This is a genomic window from Gemmatimonas sp., from assembly GCF_041689975.1.
In the GTDB taxonomy this organism is placed as follows: Bacteria; Gemmatimonadota; Gemmatimonadetes; order Gemmatimonadales; family Gemmatimonadaceae; genus Gemmatimonas.
Window position 1 is genome coordinate 1 of record NZ_JBDNFF010000008.1, and the last position, 24,638, is coordinate 24,638.

At 62.7% G+C, this 24,638-nt stretch carries 24 protein-coding genes; 6 read left to right on the forward strand and 18 right to left on the reverse strand.

Features of this window, described 5'->3' with window-relative positions; genetic code table 11:
* The 5 genes from ACESNG_RS00315 to ACESNG_RS00335 form a co-directional block, all read right to left on the reverse strand.
* Positions 1-1,106, reverse strand: a 1,106-nt coding sequence (locus ACESNG_RS00315) for a family 1 glycosylhydrolase (protein ID WP_373067241.1), incomplete at its 3' end; no start/stop codon positions are given.
* Positions 1,107-2,687: a GMC family oxidoreductase gene (locus ACESNG_RS00320; RefSeq protein ID WP_373067244.1), complete on the reverse strand. Its 1,581-nt coding sequence runs from the start codon at positions 2,685-2,687 to the stop codon at positions 1,107-1,109.
* A complete protein-coding gene (locus tag ACESNG_RS00325) occupies positions 2,680-3,318 on the reverse strand; it encodes a gluconate 2-dehydrogenase subunit 3 family protein (RefSeq protein WP_373067246.1) in 639 nt (212 codons plus the stop codon). The genes ACESNG_RS00320 and ACESNG_RS00325 overlap by 8 nt, the downstream gene beginning before the upstream one ends.
* 11 nt (positions 3,319-3,329) lie before the next feature.
* Positions 3,330-3,647 carry a hypothetical protein gene (locus ACESNG_RS00330; RefSeq protein WP_373063268.1) on the reverse strand — a complete coding sequence of 106 codons (318 nt, stop codon included), beginning with the start codon at positions 3,645-3,647 and terminating at the stop codon, positions 3,330-3,332.
* A gap of 128 nt (positions 3,648-3,775) precedes the next feature.
* Positions 3,776-4,651, reverse strand: a complete 876-nt coding sequence (locus ACESNG_RS00335) for an SDR family oxidoreductase (protein ID WP_373063266.1) — start codon at positions 4,649-4,651, stop codon at positions 3,776-3,778.
* 257 nt (positions 4,652-4,908) lie between these two features.
* On the opposite strand from ACESNG_RS00335, the gene ACESNG_RS00340 reads away from it, so the two are divergent.
* The gene (locus tag ACESNG_RS00340; RefSeq protein WP_373067248.1) at positions 4,909-5,277 is read left to right on the forward strand and encodes a hypothetical protein; all 369 of its coding nucleotides are present in this window, start codon (positions 4,909-4,911) and stop codon (positions 5,275-5,277) included.
* 436 nt (positions 5,278-5,713) lie between these two features.
* On the opposite strand, the gene ACESNG_RS00345 is transcribed toward ACESNG_RS00340, so the two are convergent.
* From ACESNG_RS00345 to ACESNG_RS00355, 3 genes are all read right to left on the reverse strand, one after another.
* Entirely contained in the window at positions 5,714-6,061 is a 348-nt protein-coding gene (locus tag ACESNG_RS00345) for a cupin domain-containing protein (RefSeq protein ID WP_373063262.1), read from the reverse strand.
* A gap of 153 nt (positions 6,062-6,214) precedes the next feature.
* Positions 6,215-6,373, reverse strand: a complete 159-nt coding sequence (locus ACESNG_RS00350) for a hypothetical protein (protein WP_373063260.1) — start codon at positions 6,371-6,373, stop codon at positions 6,215-6,217.
* 471 nt (positions 6,374-6,844) lie between these two features.
* The gene (locus tag ACESNG_RS00355) at positions 6,845-7,066 is read right to left on the reverse strand and encodes a hypothetical protein (RefSeq protein WP_373063258.1); all 222 of its coding nucleotides are present in this window, start codon (positions 7,064-7,066) and stop codon (positions 6,845-6,847) included.
* Positions 7,067-7,072: 6 nt separating this feature from the next.
* On the opposite strand from ACESNG_RS00355, the gene ACESNG_RS00360 reads away from it, so the two are divergent.
* From ACESNG_RS00360 to ACESNG_RS00375, 4 genes are all read left to right on the forward strand, one after another.
* Positions 7,073-7,306 carry a hypothetical protein gene (locus ACESNG_RS00360; protein ID WP_373063256.1) on the forward strand — a complete coding sequence of 78 codons (234 nt, stop codon included), beginning with the start codon at positions 7,073-7,075 and terminating at the stop codon, positions 7,304-7,306.
* Entirely contained in the window at positions 7,297-7,863 is a 567-nt protein-coding gene (locus tag ACESNG_RS00365) for a hypothetical protein (protein ID WP_373067251.1), read from the forward strand. Before ACESNG_RS00360 ends, ACESNG_RS00365 begins: the two co-directional genes overlap by 10 nt.
* Positions 7,864-8,003: 140 nt before the next feature.
* Positions 8,004-8,342 (forward strand): hypothetical protein, encoded by a 339-nt coding sequence (locus tag ACESNG_RS00370; protein ID WP_373067253.1) that lies wholly within the window; start codon positions 8,004-8,006, stop codon positions 8,340-8,342.
* Complete coding sequence (locus tag ACESNG_RS00375) at positions 8,237-8,875, forward strand: hypothetical protein (protein WP_373067256.1); 639 nt, start codon at positions 8,237-8,239, stop codon at positions 8,873-8,875. Before ACESNG_RS00370 ends, ACESNG_RS00375 begins: the two co-directional genes overlap by 106 nt.
* Positions 8,876-9,031: 156 nt before the next feature.
* Here ACESNG_RS00375 and ACESNG_RS00380 read toward each other — a convergent pair whose 3' ends face one another.
* The 3 genes from ACESNG_RS00380 to ACESNG_RS00390 form a co-directional block, all read right to left on the reverse strand.
* A complete protein-coding gene (locus ACESNG_RS00380) occupies positions 9,032-9,301 on the reverse strand; it encodes a Uma2 family endonuclease (RefSeq protein ID WP_373063250.1) in 270 nt (89 codons plus the stop codon).
* Between the two features lie 297 nt (positions 9,302-9,598).
* Positions 9,599-10,825, reverse strand: a complete 1,227-nt coding sequence (locus ACESNG_RS00385) for a RagB/SusD family nutrient uptake outer membrane protein (protein WP_373063248.1) — start codon at positions 10,823-10,825, stop codon at positions 9,599-9,601.
* The gene (locus ACESNG_RS00390; RefSeq protein ID WP_373063246.1) at positions 10,825-13,797 is read right to left on the reverse strand and encodes a SusC/RagA family TonB-linked outer membrane protein; all 2,973 of its coding nucleotides are present in this window, start codon (positions 13,795-13,797) and stop codon (positions 10,825-10,827) included. Before ACESNG_RS00390 ends, ACESNG_RS00385 begins: the two co-directional genes overlap by 1 nt.
* Positions 13,798-13,944: 147 nt before the next feature.
* Here ACESNG_RS00390 and ACESNG_RS00395 point away from each other — a divergent pair, with 147 nt between their 5' ends.
* Positions 13,945-15,249, forward strand: a complete 1,305-nt coding sequence (locus tag ACESNG_RS00395) for a M24 family metallopeptidase (RefSeq protein ID WP_373063244.1) — start codon at positions 13,945-13,947, stop codon at positions 15,247-15,249.
* Between the two features lie 25 nt (positions 15,250-15,274).
* Here ACESNG_RS00395 and ACESNG_RS00400 read toward each other — a convergent pair whose 3' ends face one another.
* The 7 genes from ACESNG_RS00400 to tssE form a co-directional block, all read right to left on the reverse strand.
* Complete coding sequence (locus tag ACESNG_RS00400) at positions 15,275-15,577, reverse strand: PAAR domain-containing protein (protein WP_373063242.1); 303 nt, start codon at positions 15,575-15,577, stop codon at positions 15,275-15,277.
* Positions 15,578-15,583: 6 nt separating this feature from the next.
* The gene (locus ACESNG_RS00405; protein WP_373063286.1) at positions 15,584-16,267 is read right to left on the reverse strand and encodes a DUF6931 family protein; all 684 of its coding nucleotides are present in this window, start codon (positions 16,265-16,267) and stop codon (positions 15,584-15,586) included.
* Between the two features lie 17 nt (positions 16,268-16,284).
* Positions 16,285-18,450, reverse strand: a complete 2,166-nt coding sequence (locus ACESNG_RS00410; protein ID WP_373063240.1) for a type VI secretion system Vgr family protein — start codon at positions 18,448-18,450, stop codon at positions 16,285-16,287.
* 36 nt (positions 18,451-18,486) lie between these two features.
* Positions 18,487-21,162, reverse strand: a complete 2,676-nt coding sequence (tssH, locus tag ACESNG_RS00415; protein ID WP_373067258.1) for a type VI secretion system ATPase TssH — start codon at positions 21,160-21,162, stop codon at positions 18,487-18,489.
* A 63-nt stretch (positions 21,163-21,225) separates the two neighbouring features.
* Positions 21,226-22,287, reverse strand: coding sequence for a type VI secretion system baseplate subunit TssG (gene tssG / locus ACESNG_RS00420; protein WP_373061938.1), 1,062 nt, complete (start codon positions 22,285-22,287; stop codon positions 21,226-21,228).
* Positions 22,284-24,143, reverse strand: a complete 1,860-nt coding sequence (gene tssF / locus ACESNG_RS00425) for a type VI secretion system baseplate subunit TssF (RefSeq protein ID WP_373061936.1) — start codon at positions 24,141-24,143, stop codon at positions 22,284-22,286. Before tssF ends, tssG begins: the two co-directional genes overlap by 4 nt.
* Entirely contained in the window at positions 24,143-24,634 is a 492-nt protein-coding gene (gene tssE / locus ACESNG_RS00430) for a type VI secretion system baseplate subunit TssE (RefSeq protein WP_373061934.1), read from the reverse strand. Before tssE ends, tssF begins: the two co-directional genes overlap by 1 nt.
* Positions 24,635-24,638 lie beyond the last annotated feature (4 nt).

The following is a 24,638-nucleotide window of genomic DNA, read 5'->3' on the forward strand; positions in this document are numbered from 1 at the left end:
ACGGGAACGTTGTCGGCTCTCATCCTCAACACGTTGATCCACTGCTTCCATAACCATGTCGGCGCTTTTTCCGCTTCGAACACGTTCGTTTCCGTGTACATGACGGGTTTCCGATACCGGTTGTAATACTCCTTTGTGATCAGGTACCATCCCGTTACGTCATCCGCGACAATGGACGTCCCGTCGGGAAGCACAATGCTCTCGTTGCGGCCGTAATAGTCAATCCCCATTACCTGATATCCTGGTGGTTCGCCACGCATGAACCAGTGGTGTTCGTCCCGCGTGAGGCCATTGTCCATCATGTACATGCACATGTCCACGTCCATGTCGTGACCATACAGCAGGTCCAGCGCTACGAAACGCTGCTTGTTGCGCAGGATTATCTCTCGTGTGGGTTCAGAATGCGCATCATGCGCGTATTCAGCACTTTCACTCGTGACGATCACCGCATTCGGGCGAAGTTTGGCCAAGCGGTGCGTGGCCATGATGCTCGCTGCAACAAGATGCTTCATCGCCGTGACGAATGCGCGATCCGTCTTCAGCTGCTCATTCCACAGCCCGTCTTTCGCACTCATGCGTGCGGTGACGTAGATCTCGTTGATAGGCGTGTAGTAGCGCACCCACGGGTAGCGTGTCGCAACTGCCTCCGCATAGTCGGCGAAGTGGCCCGGCAACTCCGGATTCTGAAAGTTTCCGAGCCATTCCGGCACCCCGAAATGCATCAGATCGAGAATCGGGGTGATACCGAGGCGCTGCATCTCGCGCATCACGTTGTCGGCGAAATCCCAGTCGTACACGCCTGCGCTGGTGTTGATGGCGTAATAGGGAAGACCATAGCGCAGCACCTTCAACCCCAGATCATGCACGAGGCCGAGATCCGCCTTCCATCGATCGTAGTGACCGCACTCAGCGAGCTGATCGCGCCGCACGCGGCCGTGCTCGATGGTGGGATACGAACATTCGATTCCGGTGGCGAACATGAAGTTCCCGGGATCCGATGTGGGAAGGCCCTGACCATGCGACCCGGCAGCGCCACCAAACTCATCGCCGGTATTCTGCGCGCTGCCGTTGCGCCGGATCAGGTCGAGAAAACCCAAGGCACTCATCTATGCCTCCCGGCGCGCGGCCCGCGCGAGAAAGTGGTCAGCGGTGCGCAGTGCGATGGCCATGATTGTCAGGGCCGGATTCGCGCTGAGCGCGCTCGGGAACGTCGAATTGTCGGACACCCAGAGATTGGTGATGTCGAAGGCGCGACCGAATGGGTCGACCACGGCGTCAGAAGCGTCGGTACCCATGCGGCAAGTTCCCATGATGTGTGCATTGCGTGGATACGCCCAGACATCGTACGCGCCGGCCGCATGCCAGATGTCGCGCATGATGCGCTCGGCGTGCGTTGTCAGTGCGCGCTCATTCTCGCCGTTCGTGAAATGCACGCGTGGCTTGCGCAATCCACGAGCATCTGTCTCGTCTGACAACTCGAGAAAGTTGGTATCCGACGGCAGGCACTCGCCGAGAATGTTGATGCCGGCGGTGTGATTGTAGCCGCGCATGTGGGTGGTCAGTGCGTCGCCCCACAGGCCGCGTCCGCGTGTCACCTGCGAGGCGTACGTGACAGGCATGACACCGATACTCTGCAGTAGGTAACCGCCGACAAACGACGCACCAACCGGCCGATGCATGTCCTCGGAAATAAGTGCTCCCGGAATGCCCTTGTAGGGACGAACGTCCTCGTCAAAGCGGCCCCAGACCTGGAGCCCGGTGTGCGCCATGAAGTTTCGGCCGATCTGTCCGCTCGAGTTGGCGATGCTGTTCAGCAGCAGAAGGCGCGGTGTCTCGATAGCGCCGGCGCACAGAAACACGTTCGAGCATCGCTGTCGCGCTTCACCGCGCGCCGTCTGGTACACCACGCCGCAAAGTCGCCCTGAGCGATCGAATTCGAACCCGGTCACGAACGATTCAGTCCGCAGTTCGGCGCCAGCCGCCAGCGCAACGGGAATGAATGTGACATCCATGCTCGCCTTGGCGCCGGTGCTGCATCCTGCCTGGCAGAAGCCGCGGTTCGTGCACGCAGCGCGCCACCCAACGCCAGGTGAAAAATACGCTGCCGATAATGCAGCATTCGCGGCCGGCGACGTGCGGATGCCGAGTGCGTCGCACCCGCGTGTCATGAGCTGCGCGGGTCCGTTCAGCGGCAGTGGCGCGAGCGGATAATCCGTTTGACGCGGCGGACCCCACGGGTACGACGACGGACCGGAGACGCCGAGAAACGCTTCCAGCTCGTCGTAATACGGTTCAAGATCGGCATGCGTCAACGGCCAGTCGCGTCCGACACCAAACTCCGTATTGAGCAGGAAGTCGTCCGGCTGGGCGCGCGGCACGAAGGGCGTGTAATGCAGCGTCGACCCGCCAACGCCGATGCCGGAGTTGTTATTGCCAAAGGCGAGCGGATCCGCACCAGCGCTGAGCCGCTCGTCAGTCCAGAACAGCTTGCTCTGTGCTCGCTCGTCGGTCGCAAAGTCGACTGCCGGATTCCAATGTGCTCCTGCCTCGAGTCCCACCACGCGCAGGCCCGCGCGAGCGAGCCGTGCGATGATGGGTGCACCGCCGGCGCCGGTACCCACGACCACGGCATCGACAAGGTCCTCAGCCGCGTACTTCCGTCCGCCGTTCGCCGTTTCTTCACGCATGAGAGGTACGAAGGGGACGTGGTTCGCGATCTTCGAGCGCGTCGAGCGTCAAGGTGGTCCATTGCGGCAGATCGGCCATACCGGCATAGCCGATGTGCTCCTGCATCAGCGGGTGGCTATACGCACACTCTACGACTTCGACTAGCAATTCCTCAAAGAATCGAGCTGGAAATCCAGAAGGCCGAACGGATGGCGCATTACCGATGTGATTCGCCTCTTGAAGCATGTTATCCTGTAAATTGCCATCGAGAAGCGCGAACGGCGCGTCGTGTAGCGCGAGTGACAGCTCATCGATTCGCTTCAGGCCCATGCGATAGCAGTCACCGTCGGAGGGCATATCGTTGAAACGCCATCCGTTGCCCGTGCCGTCTGCCAGGCGCGCGTCGATCATGGCGGCGACCTCTGCACAAATCGACTCGGCTTCAGGCACAAATCTCACGCAGACGCAGCGCAGCGTCGCAAACATCGACGGCTCGAAGAAGCGTGGCTCCGTTGTGGTTGATGTCGCGATCCGCGCCAGTAGCGCCACGCGAGTGGCCGCACTGACGTGCGGGCCGTTAAGCAGGTCCCGCAGCGAACCGGCCGGGTAGCTGACATCTCGCACGGGCAGTGACAGCCGCTCGCGCTGCACGAAGGCGTCGTTCAGGAGTGCGCCATCGCAACGTGGGCAGCTTTTTTCTGTTGCGTCTCTTTCGCCTCTTCATTGCGTTCCGCGTAGGCACCAGCCTCCGGTTCCTTGTCCGGCTTCGCCTCCCACTTGTTGCACGCGCTGGAGCCGCTCACGATCAACGCCAGCGGCGCCAGCTTCGGATGCAGGCACAGCGCCACCCTGGGTGCCATGGCCTCATCGCGATACTCGGTCACTTCCCAGTAGGAGCATGTAAGACACGCGCCCACCGCGTCGTGCTCCGGCAACTCCACCGAGGTCTTGAGCTGCTGGTAGTGATTATAGCTTGGCATTGCCCGTGACTCCTATGTGGATGTATGTGGAGTGAAACGAATCCGTCTTCCGAGATCGTAGGTCAGTTGTACGCCAGCAGTTCAGGACCAACGCTGTGCAGAATTTCTGGCAGCGTACGCCATGACGCTCAGTCGCTGGCCGAGAGTCTGCCGCCGGTCACGTGGACAAGACTGCCGGTGATGAAACTTCCGTCGCTGGACGCGAGCAGCACGTACGCCGGTGCCAGCTCTTCTGGCTGTCCGGGACGCCCCAGTGCGACTTCATGTCCGAAGTGTTCAACGTCTTCGATAGGCATGGTGGCTGGAATGGCGGGCGTCCAGACGGGTCCGGGCACGACGCAATTGACTCGGATGTTGCGTTTTCCCAGATACAGAGCGAGGGATTTAGTGAAGGCGTGTATGGCGCCCTTCGTCGCAGTGTAATCGACGAGAACTGCATGGCCCGTGAGCCCAACGATACTGCCGGTGTTGATGATGGAGTCGCCATCGCTCATGTGCGCAAGAGCGGCCTGAGCCATGAAGAAGTACGCATAGATGTTGGTTCTGAACGTCCGATCCCAGTCCTCTTCAGTAATGTCCTCGAAGCGTGCGTTCGCCATCTGATAGGCAGCGTTATTCACGAGTACGTTGAGGCCCCCGAGCTCGGCGACAGTCTGCGCCACTGCTGACCTGCATTCGTCGGAATTCCGCACATCATTCTTCAGCAAAAGACAGCGTCGTCCTTTTGCCTGCACCATATCTTGCGTCATCTTCGCGTCACCATCGTTTACATCGTAGACGATGGCGACGTCGGCGCCCTCCATGGCAAAAGCAATCGCGACGGCCCTCCCGATTCCGGAATCGCCTCCGGTGATCAGCGCCACTTTGCCGAATAATTTGTCTGCCGCACGATAGTTCGACAGATCGGTGTCGGGCTGCTGATCCATGTCAGCCTGACTGGCCGGAAAGGGCAACTTCTGACCACGAATATCAGACGAACGAGGGCGCGTTTCGACAGCGTTCATATTCTGCTTTTTATCGGATTGCGGTGGATAGCCTTCGTGCCGTAGCTGCTTCGGAGCTCACACTCGGCTTCTACAAGAAGAATGGTCGGGCGTTGGTTTTCGCGTGGATAGCATCGGCCTGGTTATCGTGTGCAACGCTGCAATCTTGGGGTCATACGTTTCACTGGGAACGCGATTGCTGGCAGCACAAAAGCGCGGTCTGGTGCGCAGTAGCAAATTGTGCAAGAAGTGAGCCCTGCGACGCGCTGGACACCGCCTTGCGCCGTGTGATGGCGTCGCTGACGCTCGACTTGAACCGCAGCGTACACCAGCTCAACACACGGCCACTGAAAACGCCTGGCTCTGCCACACCGGCCGCGATGCGTTCTGGACGCGTTGCACCGACCGATAGATTCCGCCGCCGAAATTATTTTTCAGGGACACAATTAGGAACTGTTTTTCCTGCTTTCTTCTTGCTGCCAACTCGTTCGTATCCATCCCAACATGGATCAGCTGCTTTTTTTGATACTCCCTTTTTTGATGCTGCTTTTTTGGGGGAGGCCTTTTTTCTCGATGCTGCTTTTCGGGGGGCGGCCGTTTTAACTGGAGTCATGAGTGTCAGCCAGGATGGGACGGATTCAAGGTAGAGGTTGGCCCCTGACGCAAGCCGCATGCCCTCGACTCGTGCGGCTGGGGGCGCTTGATCCGACAGGGCGCGCGCGGAGCGAAGGTGGTGGGTGGCGCGGGCTGCCGTTCAAACTTTTGGATCGCTGTGTGGACCAGGCGATCGCTGCCGTTACCCAGTACATCGATTAACGCAACGTCAGCCCGACGCCGTTCGTGCCGACCGCCACAGGTCGAAAGTGCCAAAAACGCGATCAGCCCAACAGCTTTCGCGGAGAACTTCCTCTGCACCGGCCTGCTCATCCGCCTGTCGCGGGTTCGATTCCCTCCCTGGCCACTGCGTTATTTACAAGGACTTACGCGAACGGCGCCCCCGAAACACGGGGCGCCGCTAGTCGTTCTGTGCCACAGCAACGGCTCGGTCGTCACGCTCGAGCCGCTAACTCGTGCGCAGGCGCGTCAATCCGCGCGCCCATGCACTTGATAGGGGGGATGCGTGACTTCGATGGCGCTGAAGCTTTCGAGAATGTTGTACGTGTGCTCAGCACCGAGAGGCACGACCCACGAATCTCCCCGTTCGAGCAGCACCATTTGTCCTTCAATGTGCAATTCCGCCCGCCCGTTGAGCACGTAGCCCACGGTTTCGTAATCCCGGCGACTCGCCGGTTTGGCATCGGTCGGCTGCTCGTCGCGCCACATGCGCATGGACAACGACTTTCCCGAGGCAAGGTAGACCTCGCCGTCAGCCCCGACCGGCGAGGTCGATGAATCGATTTTAGTCACAGTGGTATCGGCGCTGCGAGCCATGAAGAGCCTCCTGAAATCGTTCTGGGTGAGTGCGCGGTGTGCGCGGTGAACCTCCGCATACCTCTTGCAAGTTCGGGGCGAGCCCCGGACTGATCGTCATGCGGCGAGGGTATGGCACACGGTCGTCGCGGAGCGCCTCGGCATCCGGTATCATCATCCGGACCCGTCGCGTGCCGGGTCGTGGGCGTTCAACCCGCCCACCACGCGACGACTCGCGCCGAGCCCGTAGGAGTTCGTCCCCACTGGGGCCTGCATCTGTGCCAGCGATGCCGCCGTGACCACGCCGCCGGTCATTCCGCGCCGCAACAGCATGTGCAGTGGTGCTTACCCCGCCGCCTCGACGATCAGGCCAGCCAGCAGGTAGTTGGAGTTGGAGTCGCTCCATGCTTGTCGGGCCGCGAAGAGCAGCGCGCCCAGCATGCGGAGGGTGCGCGAGGGGGACCGATCGACGCCGGATCGGCGAGCATGGAATCGCGATAGCCTGGACTGTCGGTGATATCGAAGACGCCGCTGGTGTAGTTGAGCAGCTGTCGAATCATGTTGGCTGGGTTCACCTGCAGGATCGGCGGCCACCACCGATCGACTCGATCGTCGAGGCCGAGCCGCGGAAGACGCGGATCGTCAGCATGGGCACGTGGGGCTTGGGACCTGACGCGCGCGAGAGACCACGATACCTCCGCTTCACGAAGCGGGCGCGCGGTGGGGCTCGCGTGTGTCCAGCTTGCCAAACCACGACTCCATTCCCGGAATACCCGGCGATACCGCTGCGTCACCGTCACCGCGTCACGGGTGCACTGCGGCCGCGGCAATGACACTGTCCAATCGAGTAAACGGATCATGGTGATGAAACCGGCGGTTCAGGTCCTTCGGTTTTCCTCGCGCGTCCACGAGCGCGCGGCCGTGGCGCGGGATACCGGCACGGTGCACCGTGCACTGCGCCAGCGCATTGACACCTTCGAGGATATGTGGCGCGAAGCGTGAGAGAAAGTCCAGAAACAGCAACATCAAGACATGCGATTTCAGGCGGTCCGAGCGAACAACGAAGGACGGGTGCCGGAAGTGCGTCGTTTCTTTGCGCTCGACTGCTATCGTCTGACGCCGCTGCTGGTTCCGACGCAGTATGACTCACCGGTGGCGCGCCGACCGGTGGCGGCCCAAGTGGATCGAGGTGCGGTGTGCCCGATGGGCTCCCTCCAGATGATGGGGTTCCCCCAGACGAGGGAGAAGCCATCGATATGGCGTTGACGAGCGACGCGGCACGCCAAGTTCGGCGTGCGCGCGACGAACTGATCCGCGACCTGGACGCAGCTGCGATGCGATATCCGGAGCACACGTGGATCGTCGGACAGCAGGTCCGATTCCTTATTGATCAGCAGCAGTTCCAGCGCGCCATCGACGTGGCTGCGGGTTGCGGTGGCAACGACCGGCTCTGCGCAGAACTCCTCGCGCTCGCGCAACACTACGCCGGCAACCTCGTGTCCGCCGATTCTGTATTGCGCATCGCCGACGCGCTCGTACAATCCCCACCAAACGGTGTGGCCGACTGCCTCGGCCAGGATGTCATGCTGCTGTTCGACGTCGGCAAAGCGGCGAAAGTACGCAACCTGTCATGCGTGGAACAGCAGCGGCTGTCGGGCAACTTGTGGTGGCTCAGTGATCCCCTGTGGGCCATCCGGGGCAATGAGCGCTACGTCGCGCACGGCGTCCGGCGAATACAGACTCGGCTGCGCACCGGCATGCCCGGGACGAACAGTACATCTGGACCCGGGACGGCGGCGGCGAGGCCGTGCGGGAAACCGTGATACGCTACGGCTGGCCGAGTTACACGTATTGGCCAGAACCATTGTTCAAGCGCTTTCTCGGGTTTGAGCTCGAGCGGCTCGAGCCGATCGCGGAACCGCGGTCTACGAGGTCTGATTGGCCGCTCTGGCTGGGGAAGTACATGCCCTCCGAGACCACCGCACTAGCGCCGCCCAAACCGTTAAAGGGTGTCCGGAAGTTTCCTGCGCTCGATCTGCAGCCACTCAAGCAGTTCTTTGCGCCGTTCACCACCAAGGAGTACACGCCTGACCGCGCCGCACTGGTGCCGGCGTTCAGCACCTTGCCCGATCCGTTCAGCCTCAACGCGTCGCACTACAACCTGTACAACCCGCCGGCGACGGACCCGGACGACTGGTGGCCCCAAGAGCACATGGCGCGCCGGCGCGTCTGCTGCCGCTCGATGCCGGGCAGGACATTTTCTGGCGCCGGGATACCGTCATTGCGTACCGCCTCGCGGTAGACGATCCGCTGCGCACGCAGCCGGTGGCTGATGCCAGTGCGTATCCGGCGGCGCTCGGTGGGGGCACGTCGGACTTCGATGTGCAGGCGTTCGCGCAATCCGAAGTGCGCGTGGGGCAAGCGTTGCGGTTGTCCGCCGAGCTGCCGTCGACGCCCCTCGTGCTCAGCGCCGAGTTGTTTCTTCGCACGCAACCCGCGCAGGCGTTGCGATATCGCTACGGCGTGCGACCGCCGCCGACACTGCGCGCGATGGGGCCGGCGGAGGTCGCCCTGTCCGGCCTGTTGTTGATGCGGGTGCCAAACCGCACTCTGCCGGCGCCGCACGATCCGGACACGGCGGCACGCTACATGGCCGGCTCGCTCACGTTCGATCGCGCCGCACCGGTGGCGGTGTACTGGGAAAGCTACGGATTGAACCCGGGCGACACGGTCGAAGTGCACGTCGGTGTTCGTCGCGACGACGCGCGCAGTGCCGGCCGCGTCGCGGCGCGACGGTTCTCTCGGCCTCAAAACCGATCATCGGCCGATCACTGACGCTCGACCTCGCGGCACTGCCGGCCGGGCAGTACATGATGAGCATCGAGATGCGCACCCGTGCGGGCGTGGCGGCGAAAAGTGAACGGCGATTCGTACTGAGCGAGTAGGAGTGGGGTGTAGTACGCCGTGACCGATCAGGCCTGCGGCAACTGGCTAGTCATCATCATTCGCTTCGGCAGGTGTGCTCTCGGTGTCGAGTGCGGGGCCGAAGAGTTCGTCGGCGGTCATGATCATCGACGGAGACGCCGCATCCGGCGTCCACGTGAAAAGCTCATACAGCGTTCTGGGGAACTCCGACGCGGCGGTCCACCGCTCGACTGTGCGTGTGGCATCGTCAACCAGCCAGACTTCGCCGACCCCGTGCGCGAGATAGACCGGGCGCTTGCCGTGGCGATCACGCTTGCGCGTAAACGGACTGAGCACTTCAATGGGAGCGGCGTCACCAGCAGCTCGCCGTGCAGAATTTCGTAGCGATTGCCGTCGTCCGGTAACTGTTCCACGTCGTCCACGGTCCAAATGGACCGTTCGGGGAGCGGAGGAGATCCGCCCTGCGAATAACCGTGCAAATGTGGTATAGCCATACGGTCGGCTCGGCGATGGGATGTGCGCAAGGGGCGAACATCCGCCGCGAGGTAAAGCCAGAGGGGAGAGCGGCATCAGCCACTCTCCCCTCTGGCCTTCTACACCGATCTCGGAGCATAGGCCCCGAGAGGCTACTCCTTACTGCGCGCCGCGTACGTTGGGGTTGGCGCCGCGCTCTTCGAGGCTGATCGGAATGCACGTGCTGCGACCCTGCAGCGTGGTGTTCCGTCGTTCGGCCAGCCAGCGACGGAGGTCGAACAAGCGACGACCTTCGAGCCAGAGCACCGCCCCGCGTTCGCGCATGAGGTGCACATATGCCGCGTCGACCGTGGTCGCCGTAAGCGGCGTGAGTGTAGCCGCCGTACGACCCTGATTGATGAATAGCATCGCATTCGCGAGGTCGCTGGCCCTTAGTGCCGCCTCGGCACGAATGAGCAGCATTTCCGTCCCCTTGGCGAGCGCCACGGGATCTCCCAGGGTGATGTACTTCCGCTGGCGGAAGAAGTTGGTGGCACCGTCTTGTCCCCTGGTGATCGTCGTGCCCGTGCGCACGGTGTCGTACGGCACGCGTGGATCGCGATCGGCGACCCACGCGGTGTTCCACACTGTCACTTCACGACGCGAGATGGTCTGAACGGCCAGATCCATATTCTCGCGCGTGGTGTTGAGGGAGAAGATGGCATTGTGGCGGAATGCCACCGGCACCAGCGCCGCATCGGCGGCGGCGTCCGTCCACTTGCCCTGATTGGCGTACACCTGCGCGCGACCGGCAAGCGCCGCGTTGATGAGCGCCGTGTTGTTCGATACGCGGGCAATGGTGAGAGCCCGCGTGAAGAGACTCTCGGCGCGCACGAAGTGCGTACTGCTCGGCAGCGCCGGCCCGCCGGCGAACACTGCGTTGCAGACGTTCTCGCCAAGGAACCGATTGGCGAAGCCGGCATACAGGTAAGCGCGCGGCGTATTGACGTTCGTCTCGAAGCCGGTGCCGAGCACCGTCTTCATACGTTCGAGGCCTGCTTCCGCGACATACCGCGCCGTGTGCATGCGCGCCCAATCGCCGTTCACGTCTTCCGGCGCGATGTCACCAGCCGCGAACTTGCGCTCGGCGGCGAAGTTGCCGGAGTGACGTAGCTCGAGTGCGGCCAGCGAACCACGAGTGAGGTAGTTGCCGATCGCGATCGAAAGATCGCCGCCCATACCGTTCACGAGCGCGGGCACAGCGCTGGCGGTGTTGAGGTTTTCGTCGAGCAGCGGGCCGGGGTTGGTGACCTTGAGGTCACAACCACCGAGCACGGCGGCGAGAGCGATGGTTGCCGCCGGAAGCGCACGGCGTGTCATCGTGGAGAAATCAGTCATAGTGGGCATCAGAAACTCGTCCTCACGCTGAACAAGAACGTGCGATACGTCGAGGTGTTGTAGTAGTCGCGGCGCGAGAACGTGCTGGTCCGTTGGTCGGCCGTTTCCGGATCAGAGCCGGTGTACTTGGTGTTCACGAAGAGATTCCGGCCCGCGAGCGAGACCGTCATGTTGCGCGCCCCGGGTGTGAAGCGCTTCGGCACGTCGTACGAGGCCGACAGACTGCGCAGCTTGAAGAAGTCCGCGCTCTCGACCCAGTAGCTATAGTCACGCTCGGTCGCCGTAATGGAGCAGCGCATGCGATCCTGCGCGTTGATGCCGGCGAGTGCCGAGGCATCACCCGCAGCGGCCGCACGGAGCGCCTTCTGCGCCGCGAAGCAAGGCTGCCAGATCCCAAGACTGGCGTTCTGGAAGCCGGTGCCATTCAGCAGGTTTCCGCCGCGCTGAAATTCACCGACGGCATCAATCGTGAAGTTCTTGAACAGCGTGAGCGTGAACGATGGATTGATGATCTGATCGGGGAACGTAGCGCCAAGAAACTTGTTGGTGTCGACGATGGCAGCTGCGAGGGCGTCGGGGTTCCGCACCTTCAGGCCGACGTAGGCGGGCAGCGGCAAGCCTTCCTGTACGTAACTCCGCGAAAGCGCGTCGAGCGTAAGAACGCGGCCACCGAGATCAACGGCCTTGCCCTTTACGTTCGTGTACTGCAAGCGTGTTTCAAGACGCGCCCAGCTCGTCGGTTCGAAGGTCGCGGTAAGCTGCGCTTCGATGCCCTTGTTCGAAATGGTGCCGACGTTCTCCGGTTGGTTGTTGGCGAAACCCTGTGACGGCGGATAGGCGACGTTGATGATGGCGTCGTTGGTGCGCGCGTTGAAGTACGTGACGACCGCGCCGAGACGACCGCCCCAGAAGCCGGCGTCGAAGCCCACCTCGCTCTCGCGGGTGCGCTCGGGACCGAGATTCGGATTGCCGAGCTGCCCGGGCGTGAAGCCGGAGAGTCCGCCTTCGGCGGCGATCGGATTCCAGGTGCGCGACGCGTCGAACGCGCCTGGCGCTTTGCCGGCTTCGCCGATAGCGCCGCGCAGCTTGAACGTTTCGATGAGATTCGACGGCCAGAACGATTCGTCGGAGATCACATACGACATGCTGAGCTTCGGATACGTCTGGAGACCGAAGCCGGTACCGAAGGCCGAGTTCCCGTCGACGCGGGCGCCGGCGGTCACGAACAAAAGGTCGCGCCAGCCGATCATCTGCTGGGCGAAGAAGCCGGCATTGATTACACGCTGCTGGTTCACATCGGTGATCTGACGAATCGACGCGGAGATCAGCGTGGGAACGCCGGGTCCCGCGAAGTTGTCACCTTGCAGATCAGTGGAGTTGAGACGGCTGTCGAACATCTGGCCACCGACCGACGACGTCCCGGTGAATTTCTTGCCGAACGTCTGCTTCCAGCTGCTCGCGAGGTCGACCGTAATGAGCTGACGGTTCCAGAGCGTCTGGAAGTACTGGCCGGTCGGTGTGCGCGGATAGCCGAACGGATTGATCGTACGCTGATCGTTGTTGTTGTAGTCAATGCCGACGGCCAAGCGGTTGCTGATCGTGGACGTCGGATTCCACGTGGCCGTACCACCGGTGATAAAGTGATCACCACCGATCGTGTTGGACTTCGAGAAGATCGATTCGTTCACGACGCAGGCGATCGTGGTCGTGCTGCAGCCGGTGCCCCTGAAGTTCGAGCCGGGGCCGCGGGACACGTTCAGCAGGAAGGCGTCGGCGCTGTTGCCTTCTGAAAGCATCGCCGTATTCCGGCGCTGCCATGACGTGTTGAGCGCGAGCGTGACGGTCTTCGACGGTGCGAAGCCGATGTTGGCGCGCAGGCCGCCGGTCTTGTTGCTGCCCACGCGGAACACACCGGACTCGTTTTCGAGATTGCCGGAGATCGCGTAGTTGATACCGCTGCCCGAGCCACGCACGCCCAGCGAATAGCGCCCGAGGTAGCCATTCTGCAGCCACGAGCCATTCTCGGGGCAGGTGGCGTCTTCGAAGGCCACGCCGTTGGCGTCCAGCATGTTGGGGCCGCGGCACTCGCGGAGGAACATGCGCGTCGGATCGGAGCGCGGGCCGAAGTCGCCCATGCTGTTGATGCCGCCACTTGCCTCGAGTGTCCACACGGCGGGACCTTCACGGCCACGTTTGGTGAAGATCTGCAGGACGCCACCCGACGCTTCCGTACCGTACAGCGTGGTTGCGGCCGGACCCTTCACGACTTCGATGCGATCGATATCGGAAGCGGGGATGTCATTGAGCGGCGACACGGACTGACGTGACGACACGCCGGTCGGCGAGTTGCCATTGAAGATCCGGATGCCATCGACGTAGATGAGCGGACGATTGCCTTGGGTGATCGAGTTCACGCCACGCAATCGGATGGTACCGCCGGCACCGGGACCGCCGCCGTTCGCCTGAATGGTGACACCCGTGGTGCGGCCCTGCAGGATCTGCTGCGTGTTTGCGACAGCGCCACGCTCGAAGTCGGCGCTGCCGACGGTGGTGATCGCATTGCCGACTTCCTTCTTGCGCTCTTCACCGGTGGCGGTAACGACGATACCAGCCAGTGATACGTTGCTTTTTACCAGCGTGAAATCGATGGTGACCGACGGGCCGGCGGCGAGGGTGATCGCGCGCGACTGCCGCTGATACCCGATGCGGCGTACCGTAACGGTGATGGCACCGGTGGGCACGTTGGCGAGCGTGAAGCGGCCATCGTCACCGGTGGAGCGGCCGAACTGTGTGCCCTCGATGGTGATCTGAGCAGCAGCAACCGGCTGACGGTTGTCCGCATCGATCACGCGGCCGACGATCGTACCAGTGGATTGAGCAGCGAGCGAAGTAGCACCAGCAATCGACAACGCGAGCCCGAACAGGGCTGCGCCGCCGTGCCGTCCTGCCAGCGCTGCGCGCTGAAGGATGGGAAGGAGCAAGAGAATCCTCACGAGATGAAAAGCGATGCGGACACGGGTGGAGGTGCCCGCCTTGAAAAACCGGTGGGGCTGCTGGACTCGACGTCTCGTCGCGTCAGCGGTATTTAAGATAAGGCAATTTGACTCACCTTCACAAAGGATTACCGCATGGCTACGCGTCGTGAGTTTCTGGGCTCGGCCACCGCACTCGTGGCCGGTGCGGTGGTGTCGGTACCGGCGAGGGCCGAGGGTTTGGCGACCGAGGGCTCCGTGACGCAGCCGCCGTCGTCACTGCCACCCGCGATCCGCGCGCTGCGCCCGCTGCGTGACGGCGTCGTGCCTATCTCGGTGGCGGAGCGACAGGGGCGTCTCGAGAAAGCGCGACAGTTCATGCGCGATCAGCGCATCGACGCGCTCATGCTGACCGGCGGCACAAGTATGGAGTACTTCACCGGTATCCGGTGGGGACTCAGCGAGCGACTGCTGGCCGCTGTAATTCCCGTACGCGGTGCGGCGTTTCTGATCACGCCGAAGTTCGAAGAAGAGCGGGCCATGGAGCAGGCGCATCTGGGTCCGCTCGGTCGCGAGGCCGAAGTGATGGCGTGGGAGGAGCACGAGAATCCATACGAACTGCTGCGCAAAGCGCTCGCGTCGCGCGGTCTCTCGACGGCGACGATCGCTGCCGAAGAAACGGTGCGCTTCGTGTTCGCCGATGGTGCCGCGCATGTGCCCGGTGTGACGGTCGTGAGTGGCACGCCCATCACCGCCGGCTGTCGCATGGTGAAGGACGCGCATGAACTCTCACTCATGCGGCATGCCAGCGCCGTCACACTGGCCGCGTACGAAGCGGCGTACAAGTCGTTGAAAGAAGGCATGACGCAGGACGACTTCGCACAGCTCGTGCAGCTCGCACACCAGCAGTTGGGCTACTCCGGGTCGGCGGGCGTGCAGGTCGGCAAATACTCGGCGCTGCCGCACGGCAGTACGACACCGCAAGTGGTACGCGAGGGGAGCATCCTGCTGATCGACGGTGGCTGCAAGGTGGAGGGGTATTCCTCCGACATATCGCGCACCTTCGTGCTGGGCAAGGCCACCCAGCGTATGAAAGACGTGTTCGAGATCGAGCATCGGGCGCAGAGCGCTGCGCTGGCGGCGGCGAAGCCAGGGGTGCACTGCGAGGCAGTGGACGCCGCCGCGCGGAAGGTGATCGTCGACGCTGGCTTCGGTCCGGATTACACCTTCTTCAGCCACCGCGTGGGACACGGCATGGGCATGGACGGGCACGAGTGGCCGTATCTCGTGCGCGGCAACACGCTGCCGCTGCGTCCCGGTATGGTGTTCTCCGACGAACCCGGCATTTACATCCCCGGCGAGTTCGGCATTCGACTGGAGGACGACATGGTGATCACCGAGAACGGTGCCGAACTGTTCACGCCGCAGTCACCGAGTCTGGAGCAGCCCTTCGGACGCTGATCAGCGGTGAACGATTCGCTGACGGTTAGCCGCCGACCAACACGGTTGGCGCGCCGACCACGATAGTGCCGCCGTGCGCGGTGCTGTCCCCGAGTCGTGCGGCCGGAAGACTTCCCATCAGCACCGTCGCCGATCCCTTGATGATGACATCCGGCGGACCGACACAGACGCACATGCTGGTGAGCGTCGCGCTCGGCATCATGGCGATTAACAGCGTGGGGCAGCCTGGCTTCACGATCGGCCCACCTACGTGCGGGATGGGCGGCACGCCAGGCGTCATCATCGGGCAGACGTGCATATCGGTTACGCGCGCGGCGGGCATTCCCATGGGTCACTACCTCGGTGAGGGCGGGTTGATGGCCTGTTCGTACTCGGCTATCTGCCGATGATGGGTGTCGTACGAGAGCTGGAGTGCGGCATCCCAGCCTCCCAGACGCTTCACGATCTCAAGCCCCTGCGCGGCGAACGACAGGAGGGTGGATGGAATGAGGTCGGCGTTGGAATTCGACACGGCGGATAGCAGGATGGCGCCGGAAACGATGGGCATGGCCACGCCGGGGGGTGGCGGCACGGGTGGTACCGACGACGGAGCGATCGTGGTTCCACTCAAAAAGACAGCGGTGGCCACTAAACCGACCGGCGTGTCGAGTCCTGACTTTTCGCCGGCGTCCCAGGCGGCACGACGGGCGGCGTCATCGGGGCGCACGATCCACTGTTCGACGGCGGTCAAGGTGGCGTGCTCTTTCGCTGAGGGCGCTTTACCACCTTCCATCTGCGTGGCGTACCGGGCCGAGACCCACGCCCACCAGATGCTCTCGCGCACCGGGAGCACGGCGACGATGAGTCGAATGGCGGAGACGACGTGTTCGGAGCCCATCCACGTGACGTAGAGCTGTTCGAGCGTGTGTCGGGGGTTGAGCAGCGCAAGCGCCGGCTCATCGGGGGCCGCGCGCTCGAGCAGCCAGCGCATAGGCGGTGTGAGTGACGCGAGCGGATCGGGAGCGATTGCTGGGGGCATGGTCACAGGGTCTCCGATCAGTTGATCATGGTGATGCCGCCCTTGATCATCGTCACGCCGCCACCTTCGACCTTCGCTATGGCGCCGCCTTTCACCTCGGTCATCACTTTGCCGTCGATCTTCACCATCAGCCCTTCGATCGTGACGCCGGTATTATCGATGATGACTTTGCTGGCGCCGACTTTCAACTCGATCGCTTGCATTGCCTCGATGGTGATTTTCCCCATGTCGGCCTTGACGGTGATGTTCCCCATCTTGGCGTTGATATCGATGTTGCCCATCTGCACCACGAGTTTCGAGTTGCCTTGATCGATGGTCGTGGTGTCGTTCTTTTTGACGGTCGTATTCTGCTTGCCGTCAATTGTGACAGTGTTGTTCTGCGTCACCTTGTGAATCTGGTTTGACTTCACGGTGATCGTGCGGTCCTTCGTGACGGTCACCGACTCGTTGCCGTTCACGGTGACCGTGTGCTCCTTCTCGACGTGCAGCGTCCGATTGTTATCGGCCACCGTAATGAACTGCTCGCCCTTCGAGATCGTGGTCTTCTCCCAGCCTTCCGTGACCGTTTTCTCTTCGTTGTTCTTGATGGTCGTCGTACGGTCATGCTGGACGTTTCGGCGTTCGTCGTTTTTCACGAGCGTCTCGAGATCCGTCTGCGCCTGTGTGTAGATGAGCTCCGCGCCTTTGGTATCATCGAAACGCAGCTCGTTGAAATCATCCGCCCCGCCTTTGAGCGTGGACTTGGTGCGGATGCCGCTCGAGTTTCTTTTGCCTGGTAGCGGCCACGGATGCTTGTTGGCGCTGTTGTAGAGACTGCCCGTAATGATCGGATTGTCGGGATTCCCGTCGAGGAATTCGATAATCACTTCGTGTCCGATGCGCGGCAGAAATACACTGCCGAATTGTTGACCCGCCGAGGACGTGGCCACGCGTACCCAGCAGGAGTGCTTGAGATCGAGCTTGTGTTCTTCCTCCCACTTGAACACCACCTGCACGCGGCCCCATTCGTCGGTGTAGATCTCGTCGCCATCAGGACCGACCACGACGGCGGTGTGCGACCCACCGATGCGCGGCCATGGCGACGTGCGCGCCGGACGAAACGGCGTGGCGGCCGGGATGGCCTCAAACTCATTCTCGTACACGTGCGGGGCCGAGTCATTGGCGAAGTAGTCGCCGTTGCTGCCGCGGTGCACGACCTTCGTGATGAAGAGCGACGCGTTCAGACTGGTGTTCGACAGGTTGACCACATCTGACTTGGCGCCGGGCTCGAGGCCAACATACGTGCTCGAACCGTGGTACACCTCGGCGGTCACCTCGGCGAGCTCCTGACGGAGCTTTGAATACACCTTGGCGTCGTACGGCACCTTGTTCGGCGCTAAGGCCGGATCGCGTTGCGCGGCGATCTGCTGGTCGAAGAGATAGGCGGAGACCGAGCTTGGCGCTGTGAAGGCGCCGGTCGACGTCGTGGAGCCATCCACGCTCTTCATCGCCAGAAACTCGCTGGCGGTACGCAGATGCGTTTTCGAGACGAACGGATTGGCGTCAACACCGAGGCCGATCAGGCGAGACGTGTCGTCTGACGCCTCGATGAACGCGAGTTTGCTGACGCCCCATGCCGGCTTGGCCGACGCGACGCTGTCACTCCAGATCAGCTGCGCATCGCCTCCGGTGTGATCGAACCGGAACCACACACCCTCCTGCTCCATCAGTCGCGCCGCGCAGTTCCACCGGCTCTCGCGATACCGGAACGTTGCCGGCCGTTCGTCGATCGTGCGTATTAATTTCCACGAAGTACTGACGCCGGTCATGAGCGCATTGACGATATCACGCGCCGATTTGTTCTGAAAAATTTCGAAGCCTTCGTCGAGGTCGAGCACCCACTGCGGTGGCCGGATCTCGAGTTCGTACGCGACCAAGCCAACTGGCGCCTTGCCACCGCGCCGGATGCGGCTGACCACACCATGAATGGTGCGGTCGGTGCCATCGGGCAGCCGCAACAACAGCGAGACCTTCTTGAGCAGCAGCTCCTTGGCCGAGATGTCGTTGCGTGTGCTCATCGCCGTGACCGTGTAGCGGAACAGCGTGGAAAGGGATTCCTCCCCGCGCCATTCGCGCAGCAACAGCACGTCGGTACCCAACGCTGTGTTCAATCGGTACGGTCGATTGGCTTGTGACCAGGCCATCAGTACATCCCCGGGTGTCCTCGATGTACCGCTGCGTCAGACCGCAGCGGCGTCGACCACGTTCTCGTACGTAAAGTCTCCGTCTTCGGCCACACCAACCCGCAGGGCGGTCGGACGAATGCCCTCGGCCATGGCCGCCAACAACATGCGCGAGATCTCAGGCAGCAGCGTGTTGCTCAGAATGTTGTCGACGTTCCGGGCGCCGCTTTCCACTTCGGTGCACCGCGCGGCCACCTGCGCGATCAACGTTTCGTCGTGGCGCAGTTCGAGACGGTGCGTCTCACGGAGGCGACGGCTGATCTTCCCCACTTTGAGACGAACGATCTGCTTCAGGTTCTCGTCACGCACGGGATAGAACGGCACGATCACCATGCGGCCAAGGAATGCCGGCTTGAAGACGGCGTTGAGCTCCGGCTTGAGCGCCTTCGCCATCGCATCCGGGAACGGCATCGTTTCTGGATCCGCCGTGAGCTTCATGATGGTCTCGGTGCCGGCATTGGTGGTCAAGATGATGATCGTGTTCTTGAAATTGATCTCACGGCCTTCGCCGTCATCCATGACGCCCTTGTCGAACACCTGAAAGAACAGCTCAAGCACGTCAGGGTGTGCCTTTTCGACCTCGTCGAGCAGGACGACGCTGTACGGACGACGACGCACGGCTTCGGTGAGGACACCGCCTTCACCGTATCCCACGTAGCCTGGGGGTGACCCCTTGAGCGTCGAGACCGTATGCGCTTCCTGGAACTCAGACATGTTGATCGTGATGATGTTGCGTTCGCCACCATACAGCAGGTCAGACAGTGCGAGCGCCGTCTCGGTCTTGCCGACACCGCTGGGTCCGACCAGCATGAATACGCCCTTCGGCTTGTTCGGATCCTCGATGCCGGCTTTCGACGTACGCACGCGCCGCGAGATGTCGATCAGCGCATGCTCCTGTCCAATCACCCGGGCGCCGAGATGCTTTTCGAGCTCGAGCATCGTGCCGAGTTCGTCGCTCATCATCTTGCCGACCGGAATGCCGGTCCAGCCGGAGATCACTTCGCCGACGATGGAGGCATCGACGAACACGCGCATGAGCGGCGTCTCGCCCTGGAGGGCTTCGAGCTCGGCGGTGAGGCCGTTCAATTCGGTGCGCAGCGTCTCGGCGGTGGCTTGGTCCGTGTTCTCGGCCTCGGCGATGAGCGCATCACGGACGCTGAGAATCTTCTCGACGAGCAACTTTTCCGAGGCCCAGCGCGTCTCGAGCGCGGCGAGCGATTCCTGCACCTGCGCGCGACGGGTGGCGAGTTCAGCGAGCCGCTCCCGATGATCGGCGCCGGCGACCTGCTCGCGGGTCAGCACGCGTTCCTGCAGCCCGATGTCGTCGAGCGTGCGATGGGCGTCTTCGATCGGTCCCGGCGTGGCGGTCTGTCCGAGGTTGAGTCGGGCGCACGCCGTGTCGAGCACGCTCACGGCTTTGTCGGGCAGCTGGCGATCGGGGAGGTAGCGGTGCGAGAGACGCACGGCGGCCTCCATGCCGCTGTCGAGGATGCGAACGGCGTGGTGCTTCTCGAGCGAAGGCACGACGGCGCGCATCATGATGCAGCACACGTCTTCGGTGGGCTCGTCGATCTTCACCAGCTGGAAGCGCCGCGAGAGTGCCGGATCCTTTTCGAAAAACTTCTTGTATTCGCTCCAGGTGGTGGCCGCGATCGTGCGGAGCTCACCGCGCGCGAGGGCGGGTTTGAGCAGGTTCGCCGCATCGTTCTGTCCGGCGGCGCCACCGGCTCCGATCATCGTATGCGCTTCGTCGATGAAGAGAATGATCGGTGTGGGAGAGTTCTTCACCTCTTCAATCAGTCCCTTCAGGCGATTCTCGAACTCGCCCTTCACACCAGCACCGGCCTGCAGCATCGCCAAATCGAGCGAGCGGAGCGACACGTTGCGAAGTGGAGGCGGCACATCCCCTTCGGCGATACGACGCGCGAAGCCTTCGACCACGGCGGTCTTCCCTACGCCGGCTTCACCGACGAGGATCGGATTGTTTTGCCGACGCCGCGTGAGAATGTCGACGACCTGACGCACCTCGAAATCGCGTCCGAGCACGGCGTCGATCTTGCCGGCCTTCGCGTTTGCTGTGAGGTCGACGGTGTACTGGTCAAGATTCGGCGTGCGTCCACCGGCTTTCGGGGCACCACCGCCGCTCGAGGCGCTGGCACTCGAGGCTGCGTTGTCGATCGCGCCCAACTCGGCTGCTGCTTCCGCCGACGGCGCGGTGATGGTGGCGAAGTCTTTCTTGAGCACATCGGCCGGGATCTTCTCGAACTCCTTGCTGATGTCCTGCGCCATGCGCGCGAGTTCACCGACACTGAGCAGGGCCAGCAGCGCATGCCCGGTACGCACGCGCGGCGCGCCGAACTCGACTGAGCCGAGCATCCAGCCTTCGCTGAGCATGTTCACGAGCGACGGGCTCAGCGTCGGAGTCCGCGCATTACCGGTCTTGATGCGGTCGAGTGCGCGCGCGAGGTCGTCGGCGAGACGCGAGCGATTGATTCCGAAGTGCTTGAGAACGGCCGCGAGGTCACCGTCGTTGGCGTCGAGCACTTTGACGAGGAAGTGTTCGATCTCGACGTCGTAGTTCGTGCGTGACAGGCAAAGCCCCGCGGCCGCTTCGACGGCGCTACGGGTGGGAGCATTCAGCTTGGCGATCAGGCCACGCAGGTTCACAGCCATGACGACTCCGTCAGCGGGAGAGGGAGGGAAGGAAAATTCGGCGGATACACGGGACACACACGGTTAACATAGGATCAGTCGCACATCGTCGGCATCGCGCACGGGGGGATTGGAGCGCAGCCACGTCCCGAATCCGAGCGTCGGCGCGCCGGGAACCCCCAGCGACGACGGCGGAATCTCGTCACGCGCCAACACCAGTTGCGCTTCGACGCCAACTTGGTCGTCAGCATAGAGTCGCGCGAGTTCACGGAGTCGGTCGTGCGCGCGACCACCAGGAAGAAACGTCTGGAACTGCGCGTACGAGAGCGGTCCGAGACGGAGACGCACCCGGGCGAGGGGGTCGTAGACGGCATCACCAAGCACGGCCGAACCGAGCATGCCATCGAGATCATCGTCACCGAGCGCTAGCTGTCCGCCGTGACGCAGCGCTTGCCACTCGCCCACGAACTGTTCGACGGTGGCGTCGACCTGGAAGTGATCGCCGATCATCTGCGCGAGGCCAACGGCTGGCCGCGTGCGAAGGGCGAGCAAGCCCGCATAGTATGCCAACGTGTCGATCGGCACACGACTGTTCTTTTGCACACCGGCGGTGCCGATCCCCGCGAGATCGAGCAGATGGGAGCGCAGCCGGTCTTCGGCACCATGCTCGGCCGCCGCATAGGGCCGGTATCGCTCCCAAGCCCGGTGAAACAACGACAGCGCCCGGTGATTGAAGAGATCGAGAAAGTCGCGGAAGGCGGTGTCGCGCGCGCGGGCGCGCGCGGCCGCGTGCTCGGTGTACATGTGCGGCAATACGCCTTGCGGACCGGTGAGTCCCATGAAGCGCACGGCCATGCGGGCCTGAGTGCGATTCGTGAACTCGCCGGTCATGCCCGTCATCGCATGCTCGTCGGACGCACTGGGGAGCTCGAGCTTTGCAATCTCCGACGGAGGGAACGCAAAGGACGGCGGCACCGAGAGACGGACGACTTCGCGGGCGGGGTCGTCCCAGCCGCCGACCGCGGCGCGGTCGGGATAGAGCCGCATGAGCAGACGCATCGCCTGCACGAAGTCGTAGCCGCTGCCCGACTCTTCGAGGCTGCGGGCCAACGTACGCCGATTGCGGGCGTCCTCGGCCGTGTTCATAGCAGCGTCCGTCCACCGGCGCGGGCCGGCCATTCCGTGACCGGTCGCCGACGTTGCCGCGACCGCACCGCTACCTGCGTAAAACTGTTCATCGACGCGTACAGGGCGAAGAACCGTTCAAGCACGGTGGCCATGAGAAACATGCCGCCGCCGGGGAACTGTTGTTCGTCGAACTCGAGCTCGATGCGGCGACCACGCGCGAAGGCGATGCCGTGCGGGGAGTCGACGCGCGCGAAGGATGGCTCGCTGCTGACTCTGACCAGTCCGTCGATCTGTCGTTCGGCACCGAGATCGTCGCTTATGTTGTGCAGCCGCAGCAGCTCCTGCAAAGCATCAGGCGTTCCATCGACGATCGACAGATGGTTCAGCGAGAGCGACGAGATCATGCGCCAAAGCATCGAGCTGCCGAGCGCGGGCTGCACCGACTTGGTGGGATTGACGATGCAGTAGATGCGATGAACGGGACCAGCGCCGATCAGCTCAAAATCGCCACGGTTGTCGCCGCCAAAGGGCAACAGGCTCGGCAAATCGCCGTTGAAGCAGCTCACGCGTAGCGATGCCACGTCGACATCGGGCGCGCGCACGGTGCCGCTCATGTCGCTGAACGCCAGATGGAGCTCGGTGCCGCCATCGGTGCGCCACGGGGCCGTCCGTCGTGTCACGTGCCAAAAGACATCGTCGCCGGCACCACTGATGTTGTGTTTATGCGAGTACAGCGGCGCGATTTCGCGCGCCTCGCGAGAAACGTGTTCCACGAGCTTCACTTCATCGACGGACCACACCTCGATTTCGAGTCGCTGCCGCACTTCCGCGACGACCAAGTGTTCGAAGCGTCGCTCCGAGAGCAGGATCGGTTCGGCGGATTGCTGGAATAGATTGACAGCGGGTGTGGCATTGGTGCGGAACGACTTTGCCGAGAGCTCGAGTTCGAGCTGCTGCCGACGATCCGCGCGCTCGAACGAGCTCACCAGAAAGCTCACATCGACCCGATCCACGGCGCCCAGCGCACGCACGGCGTCGCCGAAGCCCTCGAGGTCGACGAAGTGAAATTTCTGCGGAAACGCAAACAGCTCCATGAGCAGACTGTGTCCGCCGAAGGTGCGGTTCGGATACGGCAGCATACTCTCGTTCTCGCCGAAACCCAGCGCCTTCACTGCACCGGGTTTGATCACGATCGGTGGCTGGTGCGGCCGATCGGGATTGCGCACCACGACCTGCATGGTGTTGTTGAGCAGCAACTCGTACAGCGTATCGACGACACCGGTGCCACCAGCGAGGTGAAGTCGAAGCGCATCGATGGTGAGGTCGGCGAGCCTGACGCCCTCGAATGCCCGGATCTCGAGCCAAATGGCACCCACCGCATCGCGGGTACTCGCGCCTGCGCCCGCGCGGTCTGGCGTGGTCCACTCCGCATTCGTGATCGTGAGCGGCCACAGCGTGGTGTTGTACACCGTGCGGAACGTACAGCGCACGCGATTGACCTGCTGTGTCTGCAGCACACTGCCGCGCGGCACGAAATGACCATCCGGCAGACGACCTTGCGCCGGATCGAGCGGCATGTCAACGATACACATCGACGGTACGGGCCGGACGAATTGCGGGTGCAGCATCTCCAGCAGCGCTTCGGAGATTTCCGGAAAATCGTCGTCAAGGCGCCGATGCACGCGGGCGGCCAGAAAGGCGAAGCCCTCGAGCAGACGCTCGACGTGCGGATCTTCCGTTTTACTGGTTTCGAGCTGTAGGCGCGACGCGATCTTGGGATACCGCTGCGCAAACTCGGCTCCGAGCTTACGGAGATACGTCAGCTCGAACTCGTAGTAGTCCTTGAGTTCGCGTTGTTCGCGCTCCTTAGCCATCAGCCGTTCTCGTCCACGGCGTACGAGCCGCTGGCAATTTCCAAGACGGTATCGAAGACGATCTGTTCGGGACTCGGGTCCATGCGCAGCGTGGCCTCGATGGCGAAGCACACCTGTGGCGTCCGCACTTGATCGCTGTCGGTGAGACGCACGGTCACGTTCATGAGCCGGGGCTCGAACCGCTGCAGGGCATCCTTGATGTCATCGGTGAGGAGCTTGCGCCCCGCGACGGTGCCGACCGCCAATCCGGTGGTGTCTGGGATGCCGTATTCATGCACCGACCGGCGGAGTTCGGCGTGTGCCGGGCCGATCTCGACGATGCACCGTCGCGTGTTGAGTAACGATTCCACGTCACGCTGCACCGCCTGACGGAACCGACGTACCGATTCCTCGCGTGAGACGGCGACGTCGCCGCTGACTTGAGGCGCCTCGTCGGTGAGACGATCGAGCAACGAGGGTTGAACCGCGCGATCGAGTTCGGTGCGTGCCATGCCG

Coding starts and splice junctions, on each gene's coding strand:
- ACESNG_RS00355 (WP_373063258.1), bottom strand. CDS start 7,066: ATGTTGCTGTTTCTGGACTTTCTCTCACGCTTCGCGCCACATATCCTC.
- ACESNG_RS00335 (WP_373063266.1), bottom strand. CDS start 4,651: ATGAACGCTGTCGAAACGCGCCCTCGTTCGTCTGATATTCGTGGTCAG.
- tssH (WP_373067258.1), bottom strand. CDS start 21,162: ATGGCTGTGAACCTGCGTGGCCTGATCGCCAAGCTGAATGCTCCCACC.
- ACESNG_RS00345 (WP_373063262.1), bottom strand. CDS start 6,061: ATGGCTCGCAGCGCCGATACCACTGTGACTAAAATCGATTCATCGACC.
- tssF (WP_373061936.1), bottom strand. CDS start 24,143: ATGGCTAAGGAGCGCGAACAACGCGAACTCAAGGACTACTACGAGTTC.
- ACESNG_RS00410 (WP_373063240.1), bottom strand. CDS start 18,450: ATGGCCTGGTCACAAGCCAATCGACCGTACCGATTGAACACAGCGTTG.
- ACESNG_RS00350 (WP_373063260.1), bottom strand. CDS start 6,373: ATGCTGTTGCGGCGCGGAATGACCGGCGGCGTGGTCACGGCGGCATCG.
- ACESNG_RS00330 (WP_373063268.1), bottom strand. CDS start 3,647: ATGCCAAGCTATAATCACTACCAGCAGCTCAAGACCTCGGTGGAGTTG.
- ACESNG_RS00395 (WP_373063244.1), top strand. CDS start 13,945: ATGGCTACGCGTCGTGAGTTTCTGGGCTCGGCCACCGCACTCGTGGCC.
- ACESNG_RS00370 (WP_373067253.1), top strand. CDS start 8,004: ATGCCCTCCGAGACCACCGCACTAGCGCCGCCCAAACCGTTAAAGGGT.
- ACESNG_RS00405 (WP_373063286.1), bottom strand. CDS start 16,267: ATGCCCCCAGCAATCGCTCCCGATCCGCTCGCGTCACTCACACCGCCT.
- ACESNG_RS00400 (WP_373063242.1), bottom strand. CDS start 15,577: ATGGGAATGCCCGCCGCGCGCGTAACCGATATGCACGTCTGCCCGATG.
- tssE (WP_373061934.1), bottom strand. CDS start 24,634: ATGGCACGCACCGAACTCGATCGCGCGGTTCAACCCTCGTTGCTCGAT.
- ACESNG_RS00365 (WP_373067251.1), top strand. CDS start 7,297: ATGGCGTTGACGAGCGACGCGGCACGCCAAGTTCGGCGTGCGCGCGAC.
- ACESNG_RS00320 (WP_373067244.1), bottom strand. CDS start 2,687: ATGCGTGAAGAAACGGCGAACGGCGGACGGAAGTACGCGGCTGAGGAC.
- tssG (WP_373061938.1), bottom strand. CDS start 22,287: ATGAACACGGCCGAGGACGCCCGCAATCGGCGTACGTTGGCCCGCAGC.
- ACESNG_RS00385 (WP_373063248.1), bottom strand. CDS start 10,825: ATGCCCACTATGACTGATTTCTCCACGATGACACGCCGTGCGCTTCCG.
- ACESNG_RS00360 (WP_373063256.1), top strand. CDS start 7,073: ATGCGATTTCAGGCGGTCCGAGCGAACAACGAAGGACGGGTGCCGGAA.